The organism is Cupriavidus sp. UYPR2.512 (assembly GCF_000379565.1).
Lineage (GTDB): Bacteria > Pseudomonadota > Gammaproteobacteria > Burkholderiales > Burkholderiaceae > Cupriavidus.
Window position 1 is genome coordinate 40,401 of the sequence record NZ_KB903031.1, and the last position, 21,389, is coordinate 61,789.

19 protein-coding genes and 1 tRNA gene are annotated in these 21,389 nt (G+C 66.3%); 8 read left to right on the forward strand and 12 right to left on the reverse strand.

Features of this window, described 5'->3' with window-relative positions; translation table 11 throughout:
* The first annotated feature begins 23 nt into the window (after positions 1-23).
* The 3 genes from A3A5_RS0118545 to A3A5_RS0118555 all read left to right on the forward strand — a co-directional run bounded on the left by A3A5_RS0118545 (position 24) and on the right by A3A5_RS0118555 (position 2,339).
* The gene (locus tag A3A5_RS0118545; protein WP_018312038.1) at positions 24-932 is read left to right on the forward strand and encodes a LysR family transcriptional regulator; all 909 of its coding nucleotides are present in this window, start codon (positions 24-26) and stop codon (positions 930-932) included.
* A 413-nt stretch (positions 933-1,345) separates the two neighbouring features.
* A complete protein-coding gene (locus A3A5_RS44920; protein ID WP_255343521.1) occupies positions 1,346-1,774 on the forward strand; it encodes a hypothetical protein in 429 nt (142 codons plus the stop codon).
* Between the two features lie 112 nt (positions 1,775-1,886).
* Positions 1,887-2,339: a hypothetical protein gene (locus tag A3A5_RS0118555; RefSeq protein ID WP_018312040.1), complete on the forward strand. Its 453-nt coding sequence runs from the start codon at positions 1,887-1,889 to the stop codon at positions 2,337-2,339.
* A gap of 174 nt (positions 2,340-2,513) precedes the next feature.
* On the opposite strand, the gene A3A5_RS0118560 is transcribed toward A3A5_RS0118555, so the two are convergent.
* The 10 genes from A3A5_RS0118560 to def all read right to left on the reverse strand — a co-directional run bounded on the left by A3A5_RS0118560 (position 2,514) and on the right by def (position 13,159).
* Positions 2,514-2,954, reverse strand: coding sequence for a hypothetical protein (locus A3A5_RS0118560; protein ID WP_018312041.1), 441 nt, complete (start codon positions 2,952-2,954; stop codon positions 2,514-2,516).
* Positions 2,955-3,057: 103 nt separating this feature from the next.
* A complete protein-coding gene (locus A3A5_RS0118565) occupies positions 3,058-3,792 on the reverse strand; it encodes a hypothetical protein (RefSeq protein WP_018312042.1) in 735 nt (244 codons plus the stop codon).
* An 853-nt stretch (positions 3,793-4,645) separates the two neighbouring features.
* Positions 4,646-4,721 (reverse strand) — tRNA-Phe (locus A3A5_RS0118570).
* A 60-nt stretch (positions 4,722-4,781) separates the two neighbouring features.
* Positions 4,782-5,492 (reverse strand): response regulator, encoded by a 711-nt coding sequence (locus tag A3A5_RS0118575; RefSeq protein ID WP_018312043.1) that lies wholly within the window; start codon positions 5,490-5,492, stop codon positions 4,782-4,784.
* Between the two features lie 52 nt (positions 5,493-5,544).
* Positions 5,545-7,977, reverse strand: coding sequence for a PAS domain-containing sensor histidine kinase (locus tag A3A5_RS0118580; RefSeq protein WP_018312044.1), 2,433 nt, complete (start codon positions 7,975-7,977; stop codon positions 5,545-5,547).
* Positions 7,974-8,864: a DUF4390 domain-containing protein gene (locus A3A5_RS0118585; protein ID WP_018312045.1), complete on the reverse strand. Its 891-nt coding sequence runs from the start codon at positions 8,862-8,864 to the stop codon at positions 7,974-7,976. Before A3A5_RS0118585 ends, A3A5_RS0118580 begins: the two co-directional genes overlap by 4 nt.
* 9 nt (positions 8,865-8,873) lie before the next feature.
* On the reverse strand, positions 8,874-10,292 hold the full coding sequence (gene rsmB, locus A3A5_RS0118590) for a 16S rRNA (cytosine(967)-C(5))-methyltransferase RsmB (protein ID WP_018312046.1): 1,419 nt from the start codon (positions 10,290-10,292) through the stop codon (positions 8,874-8,876).
* Between the two features lie 141 nt (positions 10,293-10,433).
* Positions 10,434-11,294, reverse strand: a complete 861-nt coding sequence (gene htpX / locus A3A5_RS0118595; protein WP_013958442.1) for a zinc metalloprotease HtpX — start codon at positions 11,292-11,294, stop codon at positions 10,434-10,436.
* Between the two features lie 192 nt (positions 11,295-11,486).
* Positions 11,487-12,500, reverse strand: coding sequence for a methionyl-tRNA formyltransferase (gene fmt, locus A3A5_RS0118600; protein ID WP_018312047.1), 1,014 nt, complete (start codon positions 12,498-12,500; stop codon positions 11,487-11,489).
* A 152-nt stretch (positions 12,501-12,652) separates the two neighbouring features.
* The gene (def, locus tag A3A5_RS0118605) at positions 12,653-13,159 is read right to left on the reverse strand and encodes a peptide deformylase (protein ID WP_026200901.1); all 507 of its coding nucleotides are present in this window, start codon (positions 13,157-13,159) and stop codon (positions 12,653-12,655) included.
* A gap of 160 nt (positions 13,160-13,319) precedes the next feature.
* Here def and A3A5_RS0118610 point away from each other — a divergent pair, with 160 nt between their 5' ends.
* The 4 genes from A3A5_RS0118610 to A3A5_RS0118625 all read left to right on the forward strand — a co-directional run bounded on the left by A3A5_RS0118610 (position 13,320) and on the right by A3A5_RS0118625 (position 19,006).
* Complete coding sequence (locus A3A5_RS0118610; protein WP_018312049.1) at positions 13,320-14,501, forward strand: LysM peptidoglycan-binding domain-containing protein; 1,182 nt, start codon at positions 13,320-13,322, stop codon at positions 14,499-14,501.
* 7 nt (positions 14,502-14,508) lie between these two features.
* On the forward strand, positions 14,509-15,708 hold the full coding sequence (gene dprA / locus A3A5_RS0118615; RefSeq protein WP_018312050.1) for a DNA-processing protein DprA: 1,200 nt from the start codon (positions 14,509-14,511) through the stop codon (positions 15,706-15,708).
* Positions 15,709-15,776: 68 nt separating this feature from the next.
* Positions 15,777-16,181 carry a thioredoxin domain-containing protein gene (locus tag A3A5_RS0118620; protein ID WP_018312051.1) on the forward strand — a complete coding sequence of 135 codons (405 nt, stop codon included), beginning with the start codon at positions 15,777-15,779 and terminating at the stop codon, positions 16,179-16,181.
* A gap of 146 nt (positions 16,182-16,327) precedes the next feature.
* Positions 16,328-19,006 carry a DNA topoisomerase III gene (locus A3A5_RS0118625; RefSeq protein ID WP_018312052.1) on the forward strand — a complete coding sequence of 893 codons (2,679 nt, stop codon included), beginning with the start codon at positions 16,328-16,330 and terminating at the stop codon, positions 19,004-19,006.
* Positions 19,007-19,076: 70 nt separating this feature from the next.
* Here A3A5_RS0118625 and A3A5_RS0118630 read toward each other — a convergent pair whose 3' ends face one another.
* On the reverse strand, positions 19,077-20,024 hold the full coding sequence (locus tag A3A5_RS0118630) for a LysR family transcriptional regulator (protein WP_018312053.1): 948 nt from the start codon (positions 20,022-20,024) through the stop codon (positions 19,077-19,079).
* Between the two features lie 200 nt (positions 20,025-20,224).
* On the opposite strand from A3A5_RS0118630, the gene A3A5_RS0118635 reads away from it, so the two are divergent.
* Positions 20,225-20,515 (forward strand): hypothetical protein, encoded by a 291-nt coding sequence (locus A3A5_RS0118635; RefSeq protein WP_018312054.1) that lies wholly within the window; start codon positions 20,225-20,227, stop codon positions 20,513-20,515.
* 295 nt (positions 20,516-20,810) lie between these two features.
* On the opposite strand, the gene A3A5_RS0118640 is transcribed toward A3A5_RS0118635, so the two are convergent.
* Entirely contained in the window at positions 20,811-21,260 is a 450-nt protein-coding gene (locus A3A5_RS0118640) for a hypothetical protein (RefSeq protein ID WP_018312055.1), read from the reverse strand.
* Positions 21,261-21,389: the final 129 nt, after the last annotated feature.

Consider the following 21,389-nt stretch of genomic DNA (forward strand, 5'->3'; position numbering starts at 1 on the left):
ACATCCATCTATATGGTAGATACATGCTCGATGCTGTCTCGTTGGACCAGCTCCGCACATTCATTGCCGCCGCCGACGAAGGCAGCTTTTCCGCTGCGGGCCGCAAACTCAGGCGTGCGCAGTCGGTTGTCAGCCATACGCTGGCCAATCGGGAGGGGCAGATCGGCGTTCAGCTCTTCGATCGCAACGGCCGCTATCCTCGGCTGACGGAGGAAGGGGCCGCCCTGCTGGCACAGGCTCGCCTGGTGGTGAGCGGCATGGACGGTTTCAAATCGAAAGCGCGAGCCATTGCCGACGGGCTGGAGCCCGAGTTGTCGGTCGTCGTGGATGTCATGTACCCCATGGCATCGTTGACCGATGCCGTCGGCGCATTCCGGAAGGCATTTCCTCATACACCGCTGCGGCTCTACGTCGAGGCGCTTGGCGCCGTCATGCAACCTGTGCTGGGACAGGCTTGCCGGCTTGGCATTAGCGGTTCGATGCCGGCGGTTCCGGAGGTGCTGGAGGCGGAGAAGCTGTTGGACGTAGCCATGGTCACGGTCGCTGCGCCGTCACACCCCCTGGCGTCCCACAAGGGACTTATCCGGCCCCGCGACTTGAACGACCATGTGCAGTTGGTGCTCACCGACCGCACGACGCTCACAGAAGGCTCGACATTCGGCGTTTTCTCGCCTCAGATCTGGCGGCTTGCGGATCTGGGCGCAAAGCATGCGTTCTTGCGTGCTGGCTTCGGGTGGGGTCACATGCCGATGGCGATGGTCCAGGCGGACCTAGATGCCAGCACTCTGATTCCTTTGCGGATCGAGGCCTTTCAACCGCATACGCCACCGATTGCCATGTTTGCGGTGTATCGGAAAGACACACCGCCCGGCCCTGCGGGTCGATGGTTTCTCAAACGGCTTAAGGGTGCGCGCGGCGCGGACGAACGCTGACTGCCTTGATTATTCCTGAGTGTCTTCTTCCCATCCGGTTTTGGGCGGATAGAGGGCCGACACAACTGGCCGATACGGGTTGCGGATTCAACCGGTCGATGCAACAGCTTGATGGAATCGTTCAGCCGGTTCCCGACGCTGACGAGTGTCGTAGCCCCGGTGCGGGCCTTTTCATCGATCTTGCGACGCCATCCGCAATGTCGGAATGCCGTCCTCGAAACTATCGAACCACTCCCGGATCGCGTCGGCCACAACACCTAGATTGCAAGTGGCGGCATCCGGAACGCACGCATGGATGAGAGCTTCGACGTCAAAGCGTCGATCCGCCCGAGCCCGCCAGGCATCGCGGTCGCGGGCTAGGATAGCGAGGTGCGGTGACCCACTCTCTCGCTTCCGTCAGCCAAAGGGCGCCGGTGAACCGGAACCGCCCAAGTCTTGGCTCAGCGTCCCGGGATTGCACGCCAGTCCGCCTAATTCCGGATTTCCAGTCCAGCAAACTGTTTTGTAGTCCGGCTAATTCCGGTTTCCTACAATCGCGGCGCGACCCCGTTGTCTACGGCGTGTTCGACCTGCTGGTCGGCAAAGGAAAGGATCTGCGTGGGCAGCCGCTGGAGCGTCGGAAGCCGGCCCTGCGGAAGTTGATCGGGCCGGCGGATGTGAGTCTGCGGTTCCTGGACAGCGTCGAGGATGGAGCCTGGCTGTACGGCCCTGCCTTGGCGCTGGGTCTGGAGGGAGTTGTAGGCAAGCGAGCCGGCTCGACGTATCAGGCCGGCGATCGGTCACGCGACTGGGTGAAGGTCAAGCGGCCGGGCATGGTACCGCCGGAGCGGTTTAAGCGATAATTAGCGCCGCAAGCGACGCTTCTCACCTCAGCTACTTCACTTTGCGCAAATGTCTCAAGAACAGCCCTCCCCAAGCGAACTCCGTCGGAGTATCGATGCTTACCGAGCAGACATGCGAAAAGTGGCTGTCGATTGGCACAAAGAGCAATCAGGGCAGTCGGATTCATGGGTCCTTGAGACGGTCAAGCATTTGGCATTCGTCAATAGCGCGGGGCTCACGGGCGCGGCTGCTCTGGCAGCTACAAGCAAACCACTTCCACCGATCGGCCCGATCCCAGCAGAGGTCTCATTTAGCCTTGGCTTACTCTTTGCTCTCGCGGATATGTACATGAACCACCGCGGGCATGACAAGCGCCGTGCTGAACTGCTGACCCGGATTCGCACGTATGACGAATCGGCCCACAAGTGGACCGCACCCAAGACTGTTTTCGATGCCGCGGAGAGGCTGCTTCAGGATGTAAGGTCCGGTGAGCCGTACTTTAGGCTGGCAGAAGTATTCGGCTGGCTCTCTGTCGGTTTTTTCGTCTTGGGTGCCCTGCCCTTTGTGCTGAAAGCCTTGAACTAAGCAATATGGTCGCTACGGCGCCCTTAGCGGCACCGGCGGCCAAGGCGTTGCCCGGTTGATCGAAGGCAATCAGGCCGTTCCACAAGCCGTCGCCTCATATCCAGTCATGCTAGGATGGTTGGGTCACTTGGATAGACACATGCCGTCATGAACGCTCTTGGCATCGTTGGCGCCCTAGCAGTGCTCGCGCTGATAGCTGGCCTGTACCTTCGGCGGAAGCTCCGCACACGTGCCCAACGGACGAACCTTGGTCCGGTCGTGCGTCCGGAAGGTACGCGGGACGCGCTCGATAATGAGGTCGGCCTCGTCAGCCGCCAGCCCGACTGGCGCGACCTTGACCAACCTGTCGAGTTCCTTGTCCGGTCCCCGGGAAAAGTCGACCCCGACGACACCAGCATCCCCGCGTTTCTGCTGCGCACCGGTGTTGAGTGCGTCCACCTTGCGGACGGCACCATCCTTTCCTACGCCAGAGAGCCCGGCGGCGAAGCGCCCGTCACCCTCCCCGACCCCCTCCCCGACTTCCTCCGTCGACCCTGAACGGAGCATCGTCACGTCAGTCGGCGCAAAGCGCAGGTTGGCAGCGCGGCGCGCAAACCGGCTGGCGGGGGTGAACAAATTCCACCGCGCCAGCCAGGCGAATCCCACTCAGCGTCGTATCGCTTGGCGCCACCGACCCATCTGTGGCCATTCGCGCAGTCAGACGCTGCTCCGTTTTAGGTCATTTCTTTTTTCTGCGCCCTTCCGTCACTGGCCGCCAGCCAAGTGCTTGCTCGATTTGACTCCACGCAGCATTGATAAGCGTCCGTTCGCTTTGTGCTCGTACGCCAGTGCGTAAGTCATCCAGCGGATACCAGCGGTCGTCGGACTCCTGGTAGAAGCAGTGCCTGTAGACGTTGCCGGTGTTGGAGATGCGGTGCGTCTCATACGTCTTCGAAAGTAGCGTGAATGCATGGTTCAGGCTCACCGCGGAGTTCGATTGCAAGCCATCCGGCATCAGGACAGTGCTACACGTCAACTCTGACCGCTCGAGGCCCTTGAGTCGCAGCCACAGCCCTCCTGACTCGGGCGGGCCAATGAAGAGGCGGGCGGCCTTTGTGCGGGGGTGTTTGGCTTCGGGCGGGCCGATCACAATGCGTTCGAAGCGTGTCGTGCCTTGCGGGACGTCTTCCGGGGCGACGTCCGGCCATGGCGTCTTCTTAGGGAAACTGCGGTCGCTCAATGCGACCATCAGGGGCGTGCCCTCTTCCAGGATTTTGACCTTTGTCGTCTGGGTCATGCGGGCGATGAACAATTCATCCGTGATTTCGGCGGTGCGGATGGTCAGTTCGGCCAGCGCGCCCTGCTCAACGGGCACATCCCCGCCGTAGAAGCATTCCCAGCGTTCGCCAACGCGCCTGATGGGGACTGTGACAGTTTGCGTCCAGTCGAAACGGAAAATGGGACTTGCAGGCACGTTCAGCTCCAGGTTGCGTAAGCAGGCCTACCCACATTGGTCTTGGCCGCACAGCGGACTTCTGCGCATGATTCGATCGTAAGGGCAGGGTATGCTTGCGAATGTGCTATCCCCCACCTCCTTGCTGTGGCCATGAAAATACGCACCTTGAGCAAACGGCGGTCGGCGAAGTCGATGCGCTGTGTCGTGTTGGCGAAAACGACGGTCCGCGTGCCCGCCTTCCTGCTGCCCGGGAACAAGCCACGGTAGTCGTACCACCGCGTGGGCGCACGTGGAATCAGCGCAGCGTTATCTCGAATGGTTGGACGCCAAACTGCATCTGTAGGTGTGCAGCCGAAAGCCCGGCGCGAAGGCTCGGGCATGTTTCTTTGAGGCAAGGCATGAAGATACGACTACTGGCGAAGCAACACGCCGAGCACTGGATGCGCTACAGGATTCGCTCCAAACGGAGGCAATGGCTGCCGGTCTTCGTCTCGCACGGGCCGAAGCCAAAGCATTTGCTACATCAACGGCTGCTCGGGGAATTTTCCCAACCCTAGAAGCCAATTGACACCCACGCCCCTATTAGGCCCCCCGGTGAAGCAGCAGGGGTTAGCCGCGAGCCAGCGCAAGGAAAGGTCGCCAACCGATTTCGCGGACGCCAATCCATCTGAGGTAGGGGACATGAGAGAGCCCCGTCTCGGAACGGGCCCACCACTGACCTGGCAGCCTGCGGCGGTTTTCGAATGCGCCGTTCTGCGGGCAGCGACCGACTGAGCCAGCCGTCGACGCAAACCGCTTACATGCGGTGTTACATGGCGCCCAAAACGGACAAGGGGCTACAACGCGATGCGCTGTAACCCCTTGATTTGTCTGGTGGCCTGGGACGGAATCGAACCGCCGACACAAGGATTTTCAATCCTCTGCTCTACCGACTGAGCTACCGGGCCAAAGAAGCGAAACTATAACTGGACTTTTTTGGTCAGTCAAGCGTCATGTGCGTCACTGCCTTATTGCTCGGCCGGCTCGGGCTTGTTGCGGCCCAGCTCGACGCCGAGCTGCTTGAGCTTGCGGTACAGGTGGGTACGCTCCAGCCCGGTCTTCTCGGCCACGCGGGTCATGCTGCCGTGTTCGCGCAGCAGATGGTATTCAAAGTAGGCGCGCTCGAACAGGTCGCGCGCTTCGCGCAGCGGCATGTCGAAGGAGAACTGCATCTCGGCCTCGGGCACGCGCGCGGGGTTGCCGTTGGGGGCGGCCTCGGCGGTGGTCTCGGGCATGGCGTCGGCCGAACCGGACTCGGCCGACGGTGCCGTGGCGGGCGCGGCGGTGGTGGCCGCGCTGCTGCGCGGCCGTTCGATGCCGCGGGCCAGGCCCTGCTCGACCGCGGACAGCAGCTTCTGCAGTGCGATCGGCTTCTCAAGGAAATTGAGTGCGCCGATCTTGGTCGCCTCGACCGCCGTGTCGATGGTGGCGTGGCCCGACATCATGATGACGGGCATCGTCAGCTGTCCCTGCGCGGACCATTCCTTGAGCAGGGTCACGCCATCGGTATCGGGCATCCAGATATCGAGCAGCACGAGGTCGGGCGTACCCGCCGCGCGGTATTCGCGCGCCTGCAGCGCGTTCTCCGCGAGTTCGACCACGTGGCCTTCGTCGCTGAGGATCTCCGAGAGCAGCTCCCGGATTCCCATTTCGTCATCGACTACGAGGATCGTTGCCATACTTCCCCTCTTAACCCCACCGCAGCGTTCCGGGACCGGACGCCATTGTTGACTATGTCAGTTTAACGAACAGGATCGAGATCTGCGCACCGACGATCTCCGCACCTTCCATGCGATTGCGCAACTCGATTCGCGCGCCGTGTTCGTCAATGATCTTCTTTACCATCGCGAGCCCCAGACCCGTGCCCTTGGCTTTCGTGGTCACGTAGGGCTCGAACGCACGGCTCAGGATTCGTGGTGCAAAACCGGGACCATTGTCCGCAATGGTGAGCTTGACGGCCTGGCGGTTTTCGCCGGCAGAATCTTTGTATTCTACAGTCTCGGTGTGCAGAGTGATATGGGGCGCCGCCCTACCGGCCGCGACGTTCTCGGCGGCGGCATCCTGTGCGTTCTGCAGCAGGTTGTGGATGACCTGGCGCAACTGCGTCGGATCGCCCTTGATCTCGGGCAGCGCGCTGCCCAGCGTCGGATGGATCACCGGGTGCTCGTGCACCGCGGGATCATCAATGCCGTACAGGTGCAGCACCTCCGCCACCAGGCTGTTGAGCTGCAGCGACTGCAGCACCGCGGGCGGCGTGCGCGCGTAGTCGCGGAAGTCATCGACCATGCGCTTCATCGCGGCCACCTGGTTGACGATGGTGGCGGCGCCACGCTTGAGCACATCGGCGTCGGTGCCTTCGAGCTTGGGCGAGAGCTTCATCTGCAGGCGCTCGGCCGAGAGCTGGATCGGTGTCAGCGGGTTCTTGATCTCGTGCGCAAGGCGCCGTGCCACCTCGCCCCAGGCCACCGAGCGTTGAGCGGAAATCACATCGGAGATATCGTCGAAGACGATCACGTAGCCGGGCTCATCGCGCTCGCCGCCGGGCAGGCGTGCGCCGCGCACCAGCAGCGTAAGCGGCTGTTCCTCGCCCTGTGGCAGCTCGATCTGCTTCTGCCAGTGCTCGGCGCCGCCCAGCACCTCGCTGGTGTTCTGGTCCGAGAAGGCCTGGCGCACGATCTCGCCGAACGGCCCCATGCCAGGAATGTGCTCAACCGGCAGGCCCAGCACCGCGCCGAACGGCTGGCGGAAGATGCGCTCCGCGCCGGGATTGGCGGTAATCAGCACAAAACGGCGGTCGAACACCAGCACGCCGGCAGTCAGGTTCTGCAGCACGCTTTCCAGGTAGGCCTTCGATTGCTCCAGCGCGGTGCGGTTCTCTTCCACCGCCAGCCGCGCCTCGGCCAGCTGGCGCGTCATCTGGTTGAACTGCTGCGTGAGCATGCCGAGCTCGTCGCGGCTTTTCAGTTCGCGCTTGGGCGAGAGGTCGCCCTCGGCCACTTCCTTGGTCCCCTGCAGCAGCATCAGCAGCGGCCGCGCCAATTGCCCGCCCAGCAGCAGCGCCAGCATCACCGCGATGAAGACGGCCAGGAACAGCGTCAGCGTCAGCGTGCCGATATACATCTTGCGCAGGCCGGTGCGGCCCAGTGCCTTTTCCTGGTATTCCTGGTACGCGCGCTGGACCTCGTCGGCATTGCGCGCGAGCACCGCCGGCACCGGGTGCAGCACCTGCAGGTAGCGTTCCTCGCGCACGGTCTCGCCGACCAGCCCGAAGCCGCTCGACGGCGATTCTTCCGGGCGGCGCTCCACCGACAGGCCGGAGCCGGCCCAGCGCGGCGTCTTGGCCAGCGCGCGAGGTGCGCTGCCGCCTGCTGTGCCATCCTGTGCCGTGGTCGGGCTTGCGCCCAGCGGAATGATCACGCGCAGCCGGTACAGGTGGCTGCTGTCGACGCGCTCGGTGCCCGGGCTGCCGTCGCCCGACGAGTCGGTGCCGCCCTCCACCGCTGCGTAGCCGCCGGCCAGCCGTGCCTGTTCGGCCAGCACGCCGGAAGGCAGGTCTGGCACCAGCGACGCATAGCTGCTGGACGCCGTGGCCAGCACGCGGCCGCTGCCGGTGAAGATGGCGGCTTCCTGGACGCCATACTGCTCGCGCAGGCGGTTCAGTTGCAGCGAGGTGGCCACGCCGGAGGCGCCGGCGAGCTGCTCGGCCATCAGGCGTGCCTTGACCTGCAGGTCGGCGAGTGAGCTGTCGATGGTGGAGCGGCCCAGGTTCAGGCCGGCCTCGAGCGCGGTTTCCACGCGCACGTCGAACCAGGACTCGATGCTGCGCGAGACGAACTGCAGCGATACCAGGTAGATCAGCACGCCGGGCAGCACGCCCACCACGCCGAAGAACACGGCGAGCTTGGTCATCAGCCGCGTGCCGAACTTGCCGCGGCGATAGCGCAGCCACAGCGTCAGCGCCAGTGCACCCACGATCAGCACCAGCAGGGCGCCGATCACCAGGTTCACCTTGAACAGCAGCGTGAAATAGCGATCGAAGAATTCGGTGTTGGCCGATGCCCCGGCCAGCAGGCCCACCAGCACCAGCGCCAGGAAGACGATGATCCCGGCCACGACGCGGTACAGCACGCGCCGGAACCGGCTGTCCCACAGCGAGTTGTTCATGGCTGGTTCGATACGGGCTGCAGCAGCAGTGCGGGCGACAGTCCGTATGACACCGCCTGCATGGTCAGGCCGCGTGAGTCAATGGCAGCGGCAGGCGCCGACGCAGGCGCGGGTACGGCGGGCGAGGCCGGCAGCACCGGCGATGCGGGGCCTGGGGCCGGCGCGGGCGGCGGCGCTGCGGGCGGCGGGGGTGGCGGCGGTGCGTTCAGGTCCGTCGGCACCGTATAGACAAAGCGCCGCCAGTCGGAGGCCAGGTTCCATTCACGCGTGTTGACGGCGTTGATCTGGAACGGCTTGGGCAGTTGCGACAGGTCCAGCCGCATGCGTACTTCCGCGTGGTAGGTCTCGCCCGGCTTGATCGCATTGCGCTCGAACACGCGCCAGCCGCGCACGCGCTGGATAAACTGCAGCGCGCTCTTCAAGCGCGTGAACGGCAGCTGCAGGCCGCCGGTGGAAACACGGTACTGGCGCGTCAGCGGCTGGTACGACAGGCGCACGCTGCGGGTGGTGTTGACCGGCTTGTCGTCGAACCAGTACCAGCGCGAGCGCGAGAGCTGGAAGTCAATCGCGAAATAGAGGGAGATGCCCTTGTGCAACGCGTCTTCCAGCGCGGGCGGCAGGTCGAAGTCGAAGCTGGCGGCAAGCTCGAAGCCGCCGTCCTGGAATTCGATGCGCGCCTCGGTGGCCTCGATGACCTGCGCGCGCGCGGCGGGCGGCAACCACAGTACCGAGGCGAGCGCCAGCACCAGTGCAAGCCACCACCGCGCCAGCAGGCCACGCCTGCCCGCGCCGCCGGGGCGCAGATGCAGGCACGCCTGGTCCGCGGTAGTGTCCACGTTCGTGTCCACCATGACGCGGAAGTCTGACAGGCGCGGCGTGCTCAGCATCGGATCAGATCAGGCGCGTTTCTGGAAGCGGGCGTAGAAGAAGCCATCGTGATCCGACGGCAGGCTGGTGCCGGCACTGGCGTCCTTTTCGCCATTGGGGCCGGCTGCTTGCGTGGCATGGGTGCCGGGCAGCAGCTGCCCCGGCGCCTGCAATCGTATCGCATCTGCCAGCTGTGCACCAAACCAGCGCGCCTGCTCCTCGCCTTCCGTTGGGAAAATAGAACAGGTGACATAGACCAGGATGCCGCCCGGCTTGAGCAGCGGCCACAGCTGCGAGACGATGCGGCGCTGCTCGGTGATGAGCTTGGCAATATCGGTCTCACGGCGCAGCCAGCGGATATCGGGATGGCGCCGCACAATGCCCGAAGCCGAGCACGGCACGTCGGCCAGGATGCGGTCAAAGGGCTGGCCGTCCCACCAGTCGGCGGGCCGGCTGGCATCGCCGACCACGATCCTGGCTTGCTTGCCCAGGCGCGCCAGGTTCTCGCCGATGCGGGTGGTGCGCTGCGGGTCGCTTTCCACCGCGGTGACTTCAATATCGGCCAGTTCCAGCAGGTGCCCGGTCTTGCCGCCGGGTGCCGCGCAGGCATCCAGCACGCGCATGCCGTCGGCCACCTCGAGCAGCGGCGCGGCCAGCTGCGCGCCGGCATCCTGCACCGAGACCACGCCTTCGGCAAAGCCCGGCAACTGCGTCACCGGCACCGCGCGCACCAGGCGCACGGCCTGCGGGCCGACCACGTGGCCAGCCAGGCCGGCGTTGGCAAGGTCGGTCTGGTACTGCTGCACGGACACGCGCGCGGTGTTGACGCGCACCGTCATCGGCGGGCGCACGTTGGCGCTGGCGGCCAGGGCCATCCACTGGTCCGGGTAGGCCTCGCGCAGCATGCGCAGCCACCACGGCGGCAGGTTCCAGCGCGCCTGCTCGTCGCGGGTGACCTCGGCCAGCAGCGCCTTGCGTTCGCGCAGGAAACGGCGCAGCACCGCGTTGACCAGGCCGCGCGCATGCGCAGTCTTGGGTTCGGAGGCGGCGGCGCTGACCGCCTGGTCGACCACCGTGAAGGTGCTGTAGCCCGGGCGGCCGGCGTCCGCGTCCTGGCGCGCCTTGTCCGTGCTGTCCTTGTCGCGCGGGCCCGGCGTGTGCTCCAGCAGCAGCGCCAGCGCCACGGCCAGCAGCGAATCGACTTGCGCGCCCGGCGGGCGCGTGACCAGCTTTGTCACCAGTGCGCGTGCCGTGCCGAACTGGCGCATGGTGCGATAAGCGATGTCCTGCAGCGCGCCGCGCGTGGCGGCATCGCGCACGCGGTCCAGCCGCAACTGTGCGGCGGCGTCCTCGATCGCCTGGGGCAAGGCTGTGCCTTCGCTGACGGCGCGCACCGCGGTGGCGGCGCCAAGCATCTGGAAGGCAAGCGAATCGGGAGGCAGGCGCATATCGGTCAGGCGGCGGTCAGGCAGCGGGTCAGGCGTTGAATCGGGAAGCAGGCCGGCGCGGGCAAAAAAAAGCCCGCCGGTCCATGCGGAACAGCGGGCAGTTTACCCTGTGCGGGAACTCTACCCCGGATTTCCGGCCGCTCAGGCGGGATAGGTGCCGGTCTGGGCCATCTGCATCAGGCGCGCGATGCGCTCCTCGGTGGCCGGGTGGGTTGAGAACAGGTTGGCGATGGCGCCCCCCGAGAGCGGGTTCATGATCATCATCTGCGCCGTGGCCGGGTGTTCTTCGGCCGCCTGGAACGGGATGCCCTGGGCGTAGCGGTGGATCTTGTCCAGTGCGCTGGCCAGCGCCTGGGGGTCGCCGCTGATCTCGGCGCCGCCGCGGTCGGCCTCGAATTCACGTGCGCGCGAGATCGCCATCTGGATCAGCGATGCCGCCAGCGGGGCCAGGATTGCCACGGCAATGCTGGCGATCGGGTTGCTGCGGTTGCCGTTCTCGTCGCGCCCGCCGAAGAACATCGCCATATTGGCCAGCGCCGAGATCGCACCGGCCATGGTGGCGGCGATGGTCGAGGTCAGGATGTCGCGGTGGCGCACGTGCGCCAGCTCATGCGCCATCACGCCGCGCAGTTCGCGCTCGGACAACACCCGCAGGATGCCGGTGGTGGCCGCCACCGCGGCGTGCTCCGGATTGCGTCCGGTGGCAAAGGCGTTGGGCGCGTCTTCATTGATCAGGTACACGCGCGGCATCGGCAGGCCGGCGCGCTGCGCCAGTTCCTGCACCATGCCGTAGAACTGCGGCGCGCTGCCGGCGTCGACTTCCTGCGCGTTGTACATGCGCAGGACCATCTTGTCCGAAAACCAGTAGGAGAAGAAGTTCATGCCCAGCGCAAGCAGCAGCGCCATCATCATGCCGCTGCGCCCGCCGATCATGCCGCCGATGACGATGAACAGCGCGGTGATGGCCGCCATCAGCATGAAGGTCTTGACCCAGTTGAACATTGCGGTGATCTCCGTGTAATCGTGAGCCGCGTCCCGGGGCGAGAGCGGACGCGATGACCGTTAGATAGGGGGTGATACCCGAAAATTCAACGGCTGTTCAACGGTTTCAGGGGGAGCCCTGGCCGGTTGCGCCCGCCGGGCGGTTCCGCCGGCACTTATGCCGCCATGTGCGGCAAAGGCCGGCCCGACCGGTTATGCCTGCGCCTCGCCGTTGCCGGGAACCGCGCAGCGCGTGCCCGGGGGCAGCGGCAGGGCTTGCAGGAACTGCTGCGCCGGCTGGCGGCGCCCGCCCGGCTTCTGCAGCTCGGTGACCTGCAGTGCGCTGCCCTCGCCGCAGGCGATGATAATGCCGGCGGCGTCGGCCGCCAGCACCGTGCCGGGCGGATGCGGCAGGCTGCTGGCGGCGGCCAGCGGCACGGCCCGCCAGCACTTGATCACGGTATCGCCCACCTGCACCGTCGCGCCCGGGAAGGGGTTGAACGCGCGCACCTGGTTGGCCAGCGCCGCGGCCGGGCGGCGCAGGTCCAGCGGCGCCTCGTCCTTGGCGATCTTCCCGGCGTAGGTGACGCCTTCGGCCGGCTGCGGCGTGGCGGCCAGCGCGCGGCTGGCGGCCAGCTCCTGCAGCGCTGCCACGGTCATGCGCGCGCCCAGCGCGGACAGGGTGTCGTGCAGCGTGCCGGTGGTGTCGTCCGGGCCGATCGGCACGGCCTCGCGCGTGAGCATGTCGCCGGTGTCCAGGCCTTCGTCCATTTGCATCAGCGTGATGCCGGTCTCGGCATCGCCCGCTTCGATGGCACGGTGGATCGGCGCCGCGCCGCGCCAGCGCGGCAGCAGCGAGCCGTGGATATTCAGGCAGCCCAGGCGCGGCAGGGTCAGCACCTCGGCCGGCAGGATCAGGCCGTAGGCGGCCACCACCATCACGTCGGGGGCGATGCCGGCGAGCGCGTCGATGGCCGCGGCGGCGTCTTCCGGATACTTGCCCTGGCGGCGCAGCGAGCGCGGCTGCAGCACTGGCCCAAGGCTACTGGCGGCGGCGAACTGCTTCACCGGGCTGGCCTGCAGCTGCATGCCGCGACCGGCGGGGCGGTCAGGCTGCGTCAGCACGGCCACGACGGGAAAACCGGCGGCGTGGATGGCTTCCAGCGCGACGCGCGCGAACTCGGGCGTGCCGGCAAAGGCGACGCGCAGGGGTCTGGCTTGTGACATGGCAGGTTCCGTGGCCTGAAGCAGAACCGGCCGCTATCGCGGCCGGTACTTTTGTTCTTCGGAAGTCATAAAGATAACAGACCCCGCGCGGGTGCCGCGCGCTGGCGGCGGGATTCCGGGCGGGCTGTTACATCTTTGTGGCAGGGCGCCGCTTACATGCGGGTGCGCTCGCGCTTCTGCAGCCTGCTCTTGATGCGGTTGAGCTTGAGCGGCGACAGGTACTCGACAAAGACCTTGCCGCGCAGGTGATCGATCTCGTGCTGGATGCAGACCGCCAGCAGGTCGTCGGCTTCGAGCTCGAAGCTTTCGCCCTTCTCGTTGAGCGCGCGCACGCGCACCCGGTCGGGGCGCTCGACGCGGTCATAGACCTCGGGCACCGACAGGCACCCCTCTTCCCACACCTTGCGGTTGTCGCTGGCCCAGACGATCTCCGGGTTGATGAAGACCTGGAGCTGGTCGCGCGTTTCCGAGACGTCGATCACCACCACCTGCTCATGCACGTTGACCTGCGTGGCGGCCAGCCCGATGCCTGGCGCTTCGTACATGGTTTCAGCCATGTCCTTCACCAGCTGGCGGATACGGTCGTCCACCGCCGCAACGGGTTTGGCAACGGTGTGCAGGCGGGGATCGGGGTAGGTCAGGATATCGAGTTTTGCCATGATGCTCAGGCGCAACGCCGGCTGCTGCCGGCAACCGGGCCGCGTTGCGGCGGCCGGTGTTTACATGCAGAATCGGGGCGCAAGTACAAAAATTCAAGGCGCGCCGCAACAGGCGCGCTCTCCCGGGTCAATCCGGCCGAACCACCGGCCGGTCAGGAAAATGCGCGATCTTACCAAAGAACACCAGGCGGCGTCGGGCCGCAGGCTGCACGCGTTCACCTCTAAGTTTGCCCGTGCGTTGCTGAGTGCCGCTGGCTTCACTGCCGCGGCCACGCTTCCGGCGCTGGCCGCGGACCTGACGGTCACGCCGGCACAGCAGGCCGAAGCCCAGCGCACGGCCCAACAGGGCATCCCCGTTTCAGACCTGTCTCCCAATGCGCCGTCGCAATACACGGTGCGCAAGGGTGACACGCTGTGGGGCATCTCGGGCAGTTTCCTGCGCCAGCCATGGCGCTGGCCCGAACTGTGGGGCATGAACCGGCAACAGATCCAAAATCCGCACCTGATCTATCCGGGACAGATCCTGTACCTGATCCAGCGCGACGGCCGCGCCTGGCTGTCGACCACGCCGGGCGGCAGCGGCACGGTGCGCCTGTCGCCGCAGATGCGCGGCGCCGCCGCCGATGGCGCCGCCATCCAGAGCATCGCCGCCACCGATATCGAGCCCTTCCTGATCCGCCCGCTGGTGGTCGACCAGGACACGCTGGCCACCTCGGCGCGCATCGTCGCCGTGTCCGAGTCGCGCGTCATCCTTGGCCGCGACGACACCGGCTACGCGCGCGGCATCCCCGCCGACGCGCCGCAGGGCAGCGACTGGCAGGCCTACCGCCCGGCCACCCCGGTGCGCGATCCCGTCACCAAGGCCGTGCTCGGCTACGAGGCCGAATATGAAGGCAACGTGCGCCTGGCGCGCGGCGCGCAGGGGCCGGACGCGGTCTCGACCATGCAGGTCACGCAGGCCAGGCAGGAGATGGGCGTGGGCACGCTGCTGATGCCGCAGCCCGCGCGCGAAGCGCTGCGCTATGTGCCGCACGCGCCTGATGCGCAGCTCGACGGCCGCGTGGCCAAGGTCTATGGCGGGGTCGAGTTCGGCGGCGCCAGGCAGGTGGTGGTGCTCAACCTCGGCAGCCAGGCCGGGATTGAGCCCGGGCATGTGCTGGCGCTGTCGCGCACCGGCGAGACCGTCGCTGACAAGACCGACAGCAACCGCGCCATCCGCCTGCCCGACGAGCGCTACGGCCTGGCCTTTGTCTTCCGCGTGTTCCCGGGGGTGTCGTATGCGCTGGTCACCGACGCCTCCAACGTGATCGCGGTCGGCGACCGGGCGACCTCGCCGCGCTGAGCCGCTCTTGGCGACATCGCAGGCGGCCCCGGCGGCCGCCGCTTCCCTTTGCCACGCCGGCGCTGCCCGGCAGGTCACCACGCGCGATGCCGACGAGCTGAAGGCGTGGCTGCAGCTCGCCTGTGCGCCCGGGGTCGGTCCGGTCACGGTGCGCCTGCTGCTGGCCGCATTCGGGCTGCCGCAGCAGGTCCTGTCGCAGAGCGTGGCAGCGCTGTCTTCCGTCGTCCCCAAGAAACACGCCCGCGCGGTGCTGGCCAGGCCCGGCACCGGGCTGCCGGCACTGGTCGAACGCACCCTCGCCTGGCTCGGCACGCCCGGCAACCACGTGGTCACGTTGAGCGACGACGCCTACCCTGCCCGCCTGTTCGACCTGCCCGATCCGCCGCCGCTGCTATATATCAAAGGCGATCCCGCACTGCTGGCGCGTCCTTCGGTGGCCATCGTCGGCGCGCGCGGCGCCACCGAGCAGGGCAAGCGCGATGCGCAGGCCTTCGCGCGGGCGCTGTCGGAGTCGGGGCTGGCGGTGGTTTCGGGGCTGGCGCTGGGCGTCGATGCCGCTGCCCATGCCGGCGGGCTGCAGGGCTGCGGCGGTACCGTCGCGGTTACGGGTACGGGGGCCGACCGGGTCTATCCGGCCGAGAACCTGGCGCTGGCGCACGAAGTGGCCGCGCGCGGCGCCATCGTCACCGAATTCCCGCTCGGCATGCAGGGCCTGCCCGCCAACTTCCCACGCCGCAACCGCATCATCGCGGCCCTGGCGCGCGGGGTGCTGGTGGTGGAGGCCGCGGCGCGCTCGGGCTCGCTGATCACCGCACGGCTGGCGGCCGAGCTGGGGCGCGAGGTATTTGCGGTCCCGGGCTCGATCCACGCGCCGCTGTCAGCAGGCTGCCACCTGCTGATCCGCCAGGGCGCGAAGCTGGTGGAGAGCGTGGAAGACGTGCTGGAAGAGATCAACTTGCTGCCGGCCCCTGCCCGCCCTGCTGCCAGGGGCGTGCCCGCGTCCGCGCCGGAGCAAACGGATCTTTCTGACTTTGCTGGCCACGCCGACCCCCTGCTGGCCGCTCTCGGCTACGATCCGGTTACGCTGGATGCGCTGTGCGAGCGCAGCGGCCAGCCGCCGGAAGCCGTCGCGGCGCGCCTGCTGGAACTGGAACTGGCCGGGCACGCCGAGCGTCTACCGGGAAGCCTGTTCCGGCGGCTTGGGTGAGCCGCGGCGCAATACCGATACAATCGCCGGCAGCCCGCGTGCCGCGGGCGCCTCATGTTTCCGATGCCATGACCGTTTACTTTCCAGAACGTGACGCCGGCGCCATTGCCGCGTGCCTGGCGGCGCGGCCGCAGGGCCGCCTGGTGGCCTGCCTGTGCGCGCAGTGGTGCGGCACGTGCCGGGACTACCTGGCAGCGCTGACCGCGCTGGCGGCGCGCCATCCGGAAGATTGCTTTGTCTGGATCGACATCGAGACGCATGCGGATGCGCTTGGCGATATCGATATTGAGAATTTTCCGACGCTGCTGGTGCAGCCTGCGTCGGGTGGCACACCCCAGTTCTATGGCACCCTGCTGCCGCACATCGAGGTGCTGGAACGCATGCTGAGCCGCGGTGCGGCGATGCCGGCGAGCGCCGAAGACGTGCCGCAGGTGCTGGACTGGTTGCTTGCCGGAGGGAGCAGCGCCGCCTAGGCGGCGCCTGGGTCGGCGGCGGGGCTTCTTGCACCGCCGTTGAAACCGCGCTTATTATTGGCGCCTCATAGCCCCCCGGCGTTCTGATTACTTCGTTTGTAGTGCAATTCGCGGGTTGCCGGATGCAGCTCGCAAGGACCCTTCCCATGTCAAAAGCCCTCATCATCGCGGAAAAACCGTCGGTCGCGGCGGATATCGCCCGTGCCCTCGGGGGGTTTACCAAGCACGACGAGTATTTCGAGAGCGACGATTACGTGCTGTCCTCCGCCGTCGGCCACCTGGTCGAGATCGCCGCACCGGACGATTACGAGGTCAAGCGTGGCAAGTGGAGCTTCGCCAACCTGCCGGTGATCCCGCCGCATTTCGACCTGCGCCCGATCGCCAAGACCGAGTCGCGCCTGAAGGTGCTGAACCGGCTGATCAAGCGCAAGGACGTCACCGCCCTGATCAACGCCTGCGACGCGGGGCGCGAAGGCGAACTGATTTTCCGGCTGATCGCGCAACAGGCCAAGGCCAGGCAGCCGGTGCGCCGGCTGTGGCTGCAGTCGATGACGCAGCAGGCGATCCGCGACGGCTTCGCCAGCCTGCGCGAAGACGAAGACATGCTGCCGCTGGCCGATGCCGCGCGCTGCCGGTCGGAGGCCGACTGGCTGGTCGGCATCAACGGCACCCGCGCCATGACTGCCTTCAACAGCAAGGGCGGCGGCTTCTTCCTGACCACTGTGGGCCGCGTGCAGACGCCGACGCTGTCGATCGTGGTGGAGCGCGAAGAGAAGATCAAGCATTTCGTGCCGCGCGACTACTGGGAAGTGCGGGCCGAGTTCATCGCCGCTGCCGGCCTGTACGAAGGCCGCTGGTACGACCCCAAGTTCAAGAAGAGCGAGTTCGATCCCGAGGCGCGCGAATCGCGCCTGTGGAGCGAGGCCGAGGCCAAGAGCATCGTGGCCGCCTGCCGCGACAAGGCGGGCACCGTCACCGAGGAATCCAAGCCGTCGACGCAGCAGTCGCCGGCGCTGTTCGACCTGACCACGCTGCAGCGCGAGGCCAACTCGCGCTTCGGCTTCTCGGCCAAGAACACGCTGGGCCTGGCGCAGGCCCTGTATGAAAAGCACAAGGTCCTGACCTACCCGCGTACCGATGCGCGCGCGCTGCCCGAGGACTACCTGGACACGGTCAAGCAGACCATGGACATGCTGGCCGACAGCTCGCCCAACTACCTGCCGCACGCCAAGAAGATCCTGGCGCAGGGCTGGGTCAAGCCGAACAAGAAGATCTTCGACAACAGCAAGATCAGCGACCACTTCGCCATCATCCCGACGCTGCAGGCGCCCAAGAACCTGTCCGAGCCGGAGCAGAAGCTGTACGACCTGGTGGTGCGCCGCTTCCTGGCGGTGTTCTTCCCGGCCGCCGAGTTCCAGGTCACCACCCGCATCACCGAAGTTGCCGGCCACCACTTCAAGACCGAAGGCAAGGTGCTGGTCAACCCGGGCTGGCTGGTGATCTACGGCCGCGAGGCCCAGGGCGACAAGGATGCGGCCAACCTGGTGCCGGTGGCCAAGGGCGAGAAGGTCAAGACCGACAAGGTCGAGAGCGTCGGCCTGACCACCAAGCCGCCCGCGCGCTACAACGAAGCCACGCTGCTGTCGGCCATGGAAGGCGCCGGCAAGCTGGTGGACGACGACGCGCTGCGCGAAGCCATGGCCGGCAAGGGCCTGGGCACGCCGGCCACGCGCGCGGCCATCATCGAAGGCCTGCTGACGGAAAAATACCTGGTGCGCGAAGGCCGCGAGCTGATCCCGACCGCCAAGGCGTTCCAGCTGATGACGCTGTTGCGCGGCCTGGGCGTGCTGGAGCTGACGCAGGCCGAGCTGACCGGCGAATGGGAGCACAAGCTCTCGCAGATCGAGCGCGGGCGCATGAAGCGCGACGAGTTCATGCTTGAGATCGCGCAGATGACGCAGCAGATCGTCAAGCGCGCCAAGGAATACGACAGCGACACCATCCCGGGCGACTACGCCACGCTGGACACGCCGTGCCCGCAATGCGGCGGACAGGTCAAGGAGAACTACCGCCGCTTTGCCTGCACCGCGTGCGAGTTCTCGATCAGCAAGATCCCGGGCGGGCGCCAGTTCGAGATCGAAGAGGTCGAGGAACTGCTGCTGAAGAAGGAAATCGGTCCGCTGCAGGGCTTCCGCAGCAAGATGGGCCGTCCGTTCGCCGCCATCCTCAAGCTGGGCAAGGACGACGATGGCCATTACAAGATGGAATTCGACTTCGGCCAGAATGACGACGACAACGACGGCGAGCCGGTCGACTTCAGCGGCCAGCAGCCGGTGGGCACCTGCCCGAAGTGCGGCGGCTCGGTGTTCGAGCACGGCATGAAGTATGTCTGCGAGAACAGCACGACCAGCCCCAAGAGCTGCGACTTCACCACCGGCAAGATCATCCTGCAGCAGGAAATCAGCCGCGAGCAGATCGGCAAGCTGCTCACCGACGGCAAGACCGACCTGCTGACCGGGTTCAAGTCGTCGCGCACCGGCCGCAACTTCAAGGCCTTCCTGGTCAAGCAGCCGGACGGCAAGATCGGCTTCGAGTTCGAGGCCCGCGAGCCCAAGGCGGGCGCCAAGACCGCGGCAAAGGCGCCGGCCAAGGCGGCATCGCGCGGTGCGGCCGAGACGGAAGCCGCGCCGGCGACGAAGACGGCGGCCAAGACTGCGGCCAAGTCGCCTGCCACCAAGGCACCGGCGAAGAAAGCGGCGGCAAAGAAGGCACCGGCCAAGACCGCGGCGGCGAAGAAGTCGCGCGCGGCAGCCGCCGGCGAGTAAGCGTCAGAGCGTCACGGCAAAACGCCCGGCATCGACCGGGCGTTTTGCTTTGGGCAGCGCAGGCAGGGGCTCAGGTGCGCACGGCATGCGCGCCGTGGCTGGCGGCCTGGGCCGGCTGCGCTTCCTTGCCCCCCACCTTCCCTTCTTCCAGCAGGAAGTCGATAAAGGCGCGCACCTTGGTCGGCAGGAATTTGCGGCTTGGATAGACCACGCTGACATCGCGTCGCGGCAGCTGGTATTGCGGCAGCACGTGCACCAGCCTGCCGGATTCGATATTGGGACGCGCCAGGTAGGACGACAGCATGGCCACGCCCATGTCGGCCAGCGCCGCCTGGTGGGCCAGCTCGGCATTGCTGCACAGCAGCCCGGGGCGGATCGGCACGGTTACCTCGCCTTCCGGGCCCAGCAGCGTCCATTCGTGCTCGGCGCTGGGCAGGCGCATGGCAATGCAGCGGTGGTGGCTTAGTTCATGGGCATGGCGGATCGGCGCGTGCGCCGCCACGTAGCCCGGCGACGCGCACAGGATCACCTCGGCCGAAATCAGCGGGCGCGCCACCAGGTGCGAGCCCAGGCCCAGGTCGGACAGCATCACGGCGACGTCGCGGCCTTCTTCGACGATATCGACGTTGCGGTCCGACAGGATCACGTCGAACACCACGTCCGGGTACAGCTGCTGGAAGCGTGCCAGCAATGCTGGCAGCAGGTGCAGGCCGAACATCACCGGGGTGACCAGCCGCAGCGTGCCGGACAGCGACTGGCTGCGCGCCGTGACCACGCTTTCGGCTTCTTCCACGTCTTCCAGGATCTGCTGGCAGCGCTGCAGATAGGTTTCGCCGGCGTCGGTCAGTGACAGGCTGCGAGTGGTGCGGTTGAGCAGGCGCGTGCCCAGATGGCTTTCCAGGTCGGCCACGTAGCGCGTCACCACCGCGTTGGACATTTCCAGCTGCTGCGCTGCACGCGCGAAGCTTCCCAGTTCCACCACCTTGGAAAACACACGCATCGATTGCAGGCGATCCATGACACAGTCTCCCGGGTCTGCGCTGAATTCTTACGTAATCAGCCTATTTTATTGTTCGAATCAAAACTAATCATTGTGGATCCTGATATTTATTGATATGAGGGAAATGCCTAATATCTAGCCATCGGATGCCGCAACGCAACATAGTCTTTCGTCGAAGTGACGGCTCAGGCATCCATGCAATAGAGAAAGCCTGAATCATGAAAACCAACCGCTACGCCCTGATCGCTGTCGCCACCCTCGCCGCCGCCCTGTCGGCCGCACCGGCCTTTGCCAAGAACGGCAAGTTCGATGTGTTCACCGACGGCGTCAAGGTAGCCAAGTTCGATTCGTACACCGACGGTGCCCGCAGCGGCAAGTTCGATCCGTATGCCGACGGTGCCCGCGCCGGCAAGTTCGACACGTTCTCCGAAGGCGCCCGCGCCGGCAAGTTCGACACCTACGCCGACGGCGCCAAGTACGACACCACTACCGATCGCGCGCCGCTATAAGGCCGCCTGGCCGCCACAGGCCCGCCTCCCCGGGCGGCCCTGGCAGTGCGATCCCGGGGCCGCCTCCTCCCCTTGTGCGGCCCCGCCTGCTTCAAACCTGGTCTCCACAGGTCCTTGGGGGGAGCGCCTCGCAGCCTCTCCGCCTTTATTGGAGAAGAAGCCCGCACCGGTTCCGGTTGCGGGCTTCTTTGTTTCTGCATCCGGCGGGTTTGCAACCACTGGCGAATGATTATGCCAGACGCCGCAAATGCAAGACGGGCCATGACGGCCCGTTTTACTGACTCCCTACGACTTCTTAGTCGTCGTAGTGGTGGTGATGCTTGTGCTTCTTGCGCTTGTAGCTGCTGTTGTAATAGCGGCGGTCATTGTCGTACGAGTTGCTGCGCGAGACGTTGCCGCCCAGCGCCGCACCCGCGCCGCCGCCCAGGCCGGCGCCGATCAGGCCACCGGTGCGCCCGCCCATGGCGTTGCCGGCTGCGGTGCCGGCACCGCCGCCCAGTGCGCCGCCGATGATGGCACCGGTGCGCTCGCGGCGGTTGGAGGTCACTGCGCCACCGGCGCCGCCGCCCACTGCACCACCGATCACTGCGCCGGTGCTGCCGCCCAGCGCGCCACCCACCGCGGCACCGGCGACGCCGCCGAGTGCGCCGCCCAGGGCGTTGTTCATGTCGCTCGCGACGGCCGGCAGCGCGCAGGCCGCCAGGGCGAGGGCAATGGTCAGGTTGCGAACGGGATGGCGAGTCATATCTTTTTTCCTCGAATTGCCATGATGTGTCGCAAGTGTAGAGAAGGAGCCGCACCCTTGCTGTAACCACCTGTAAAGCCCTGTAACCCGCTACAGAAACGGTATCCGTCGATTACAAAAGCGCGGTAA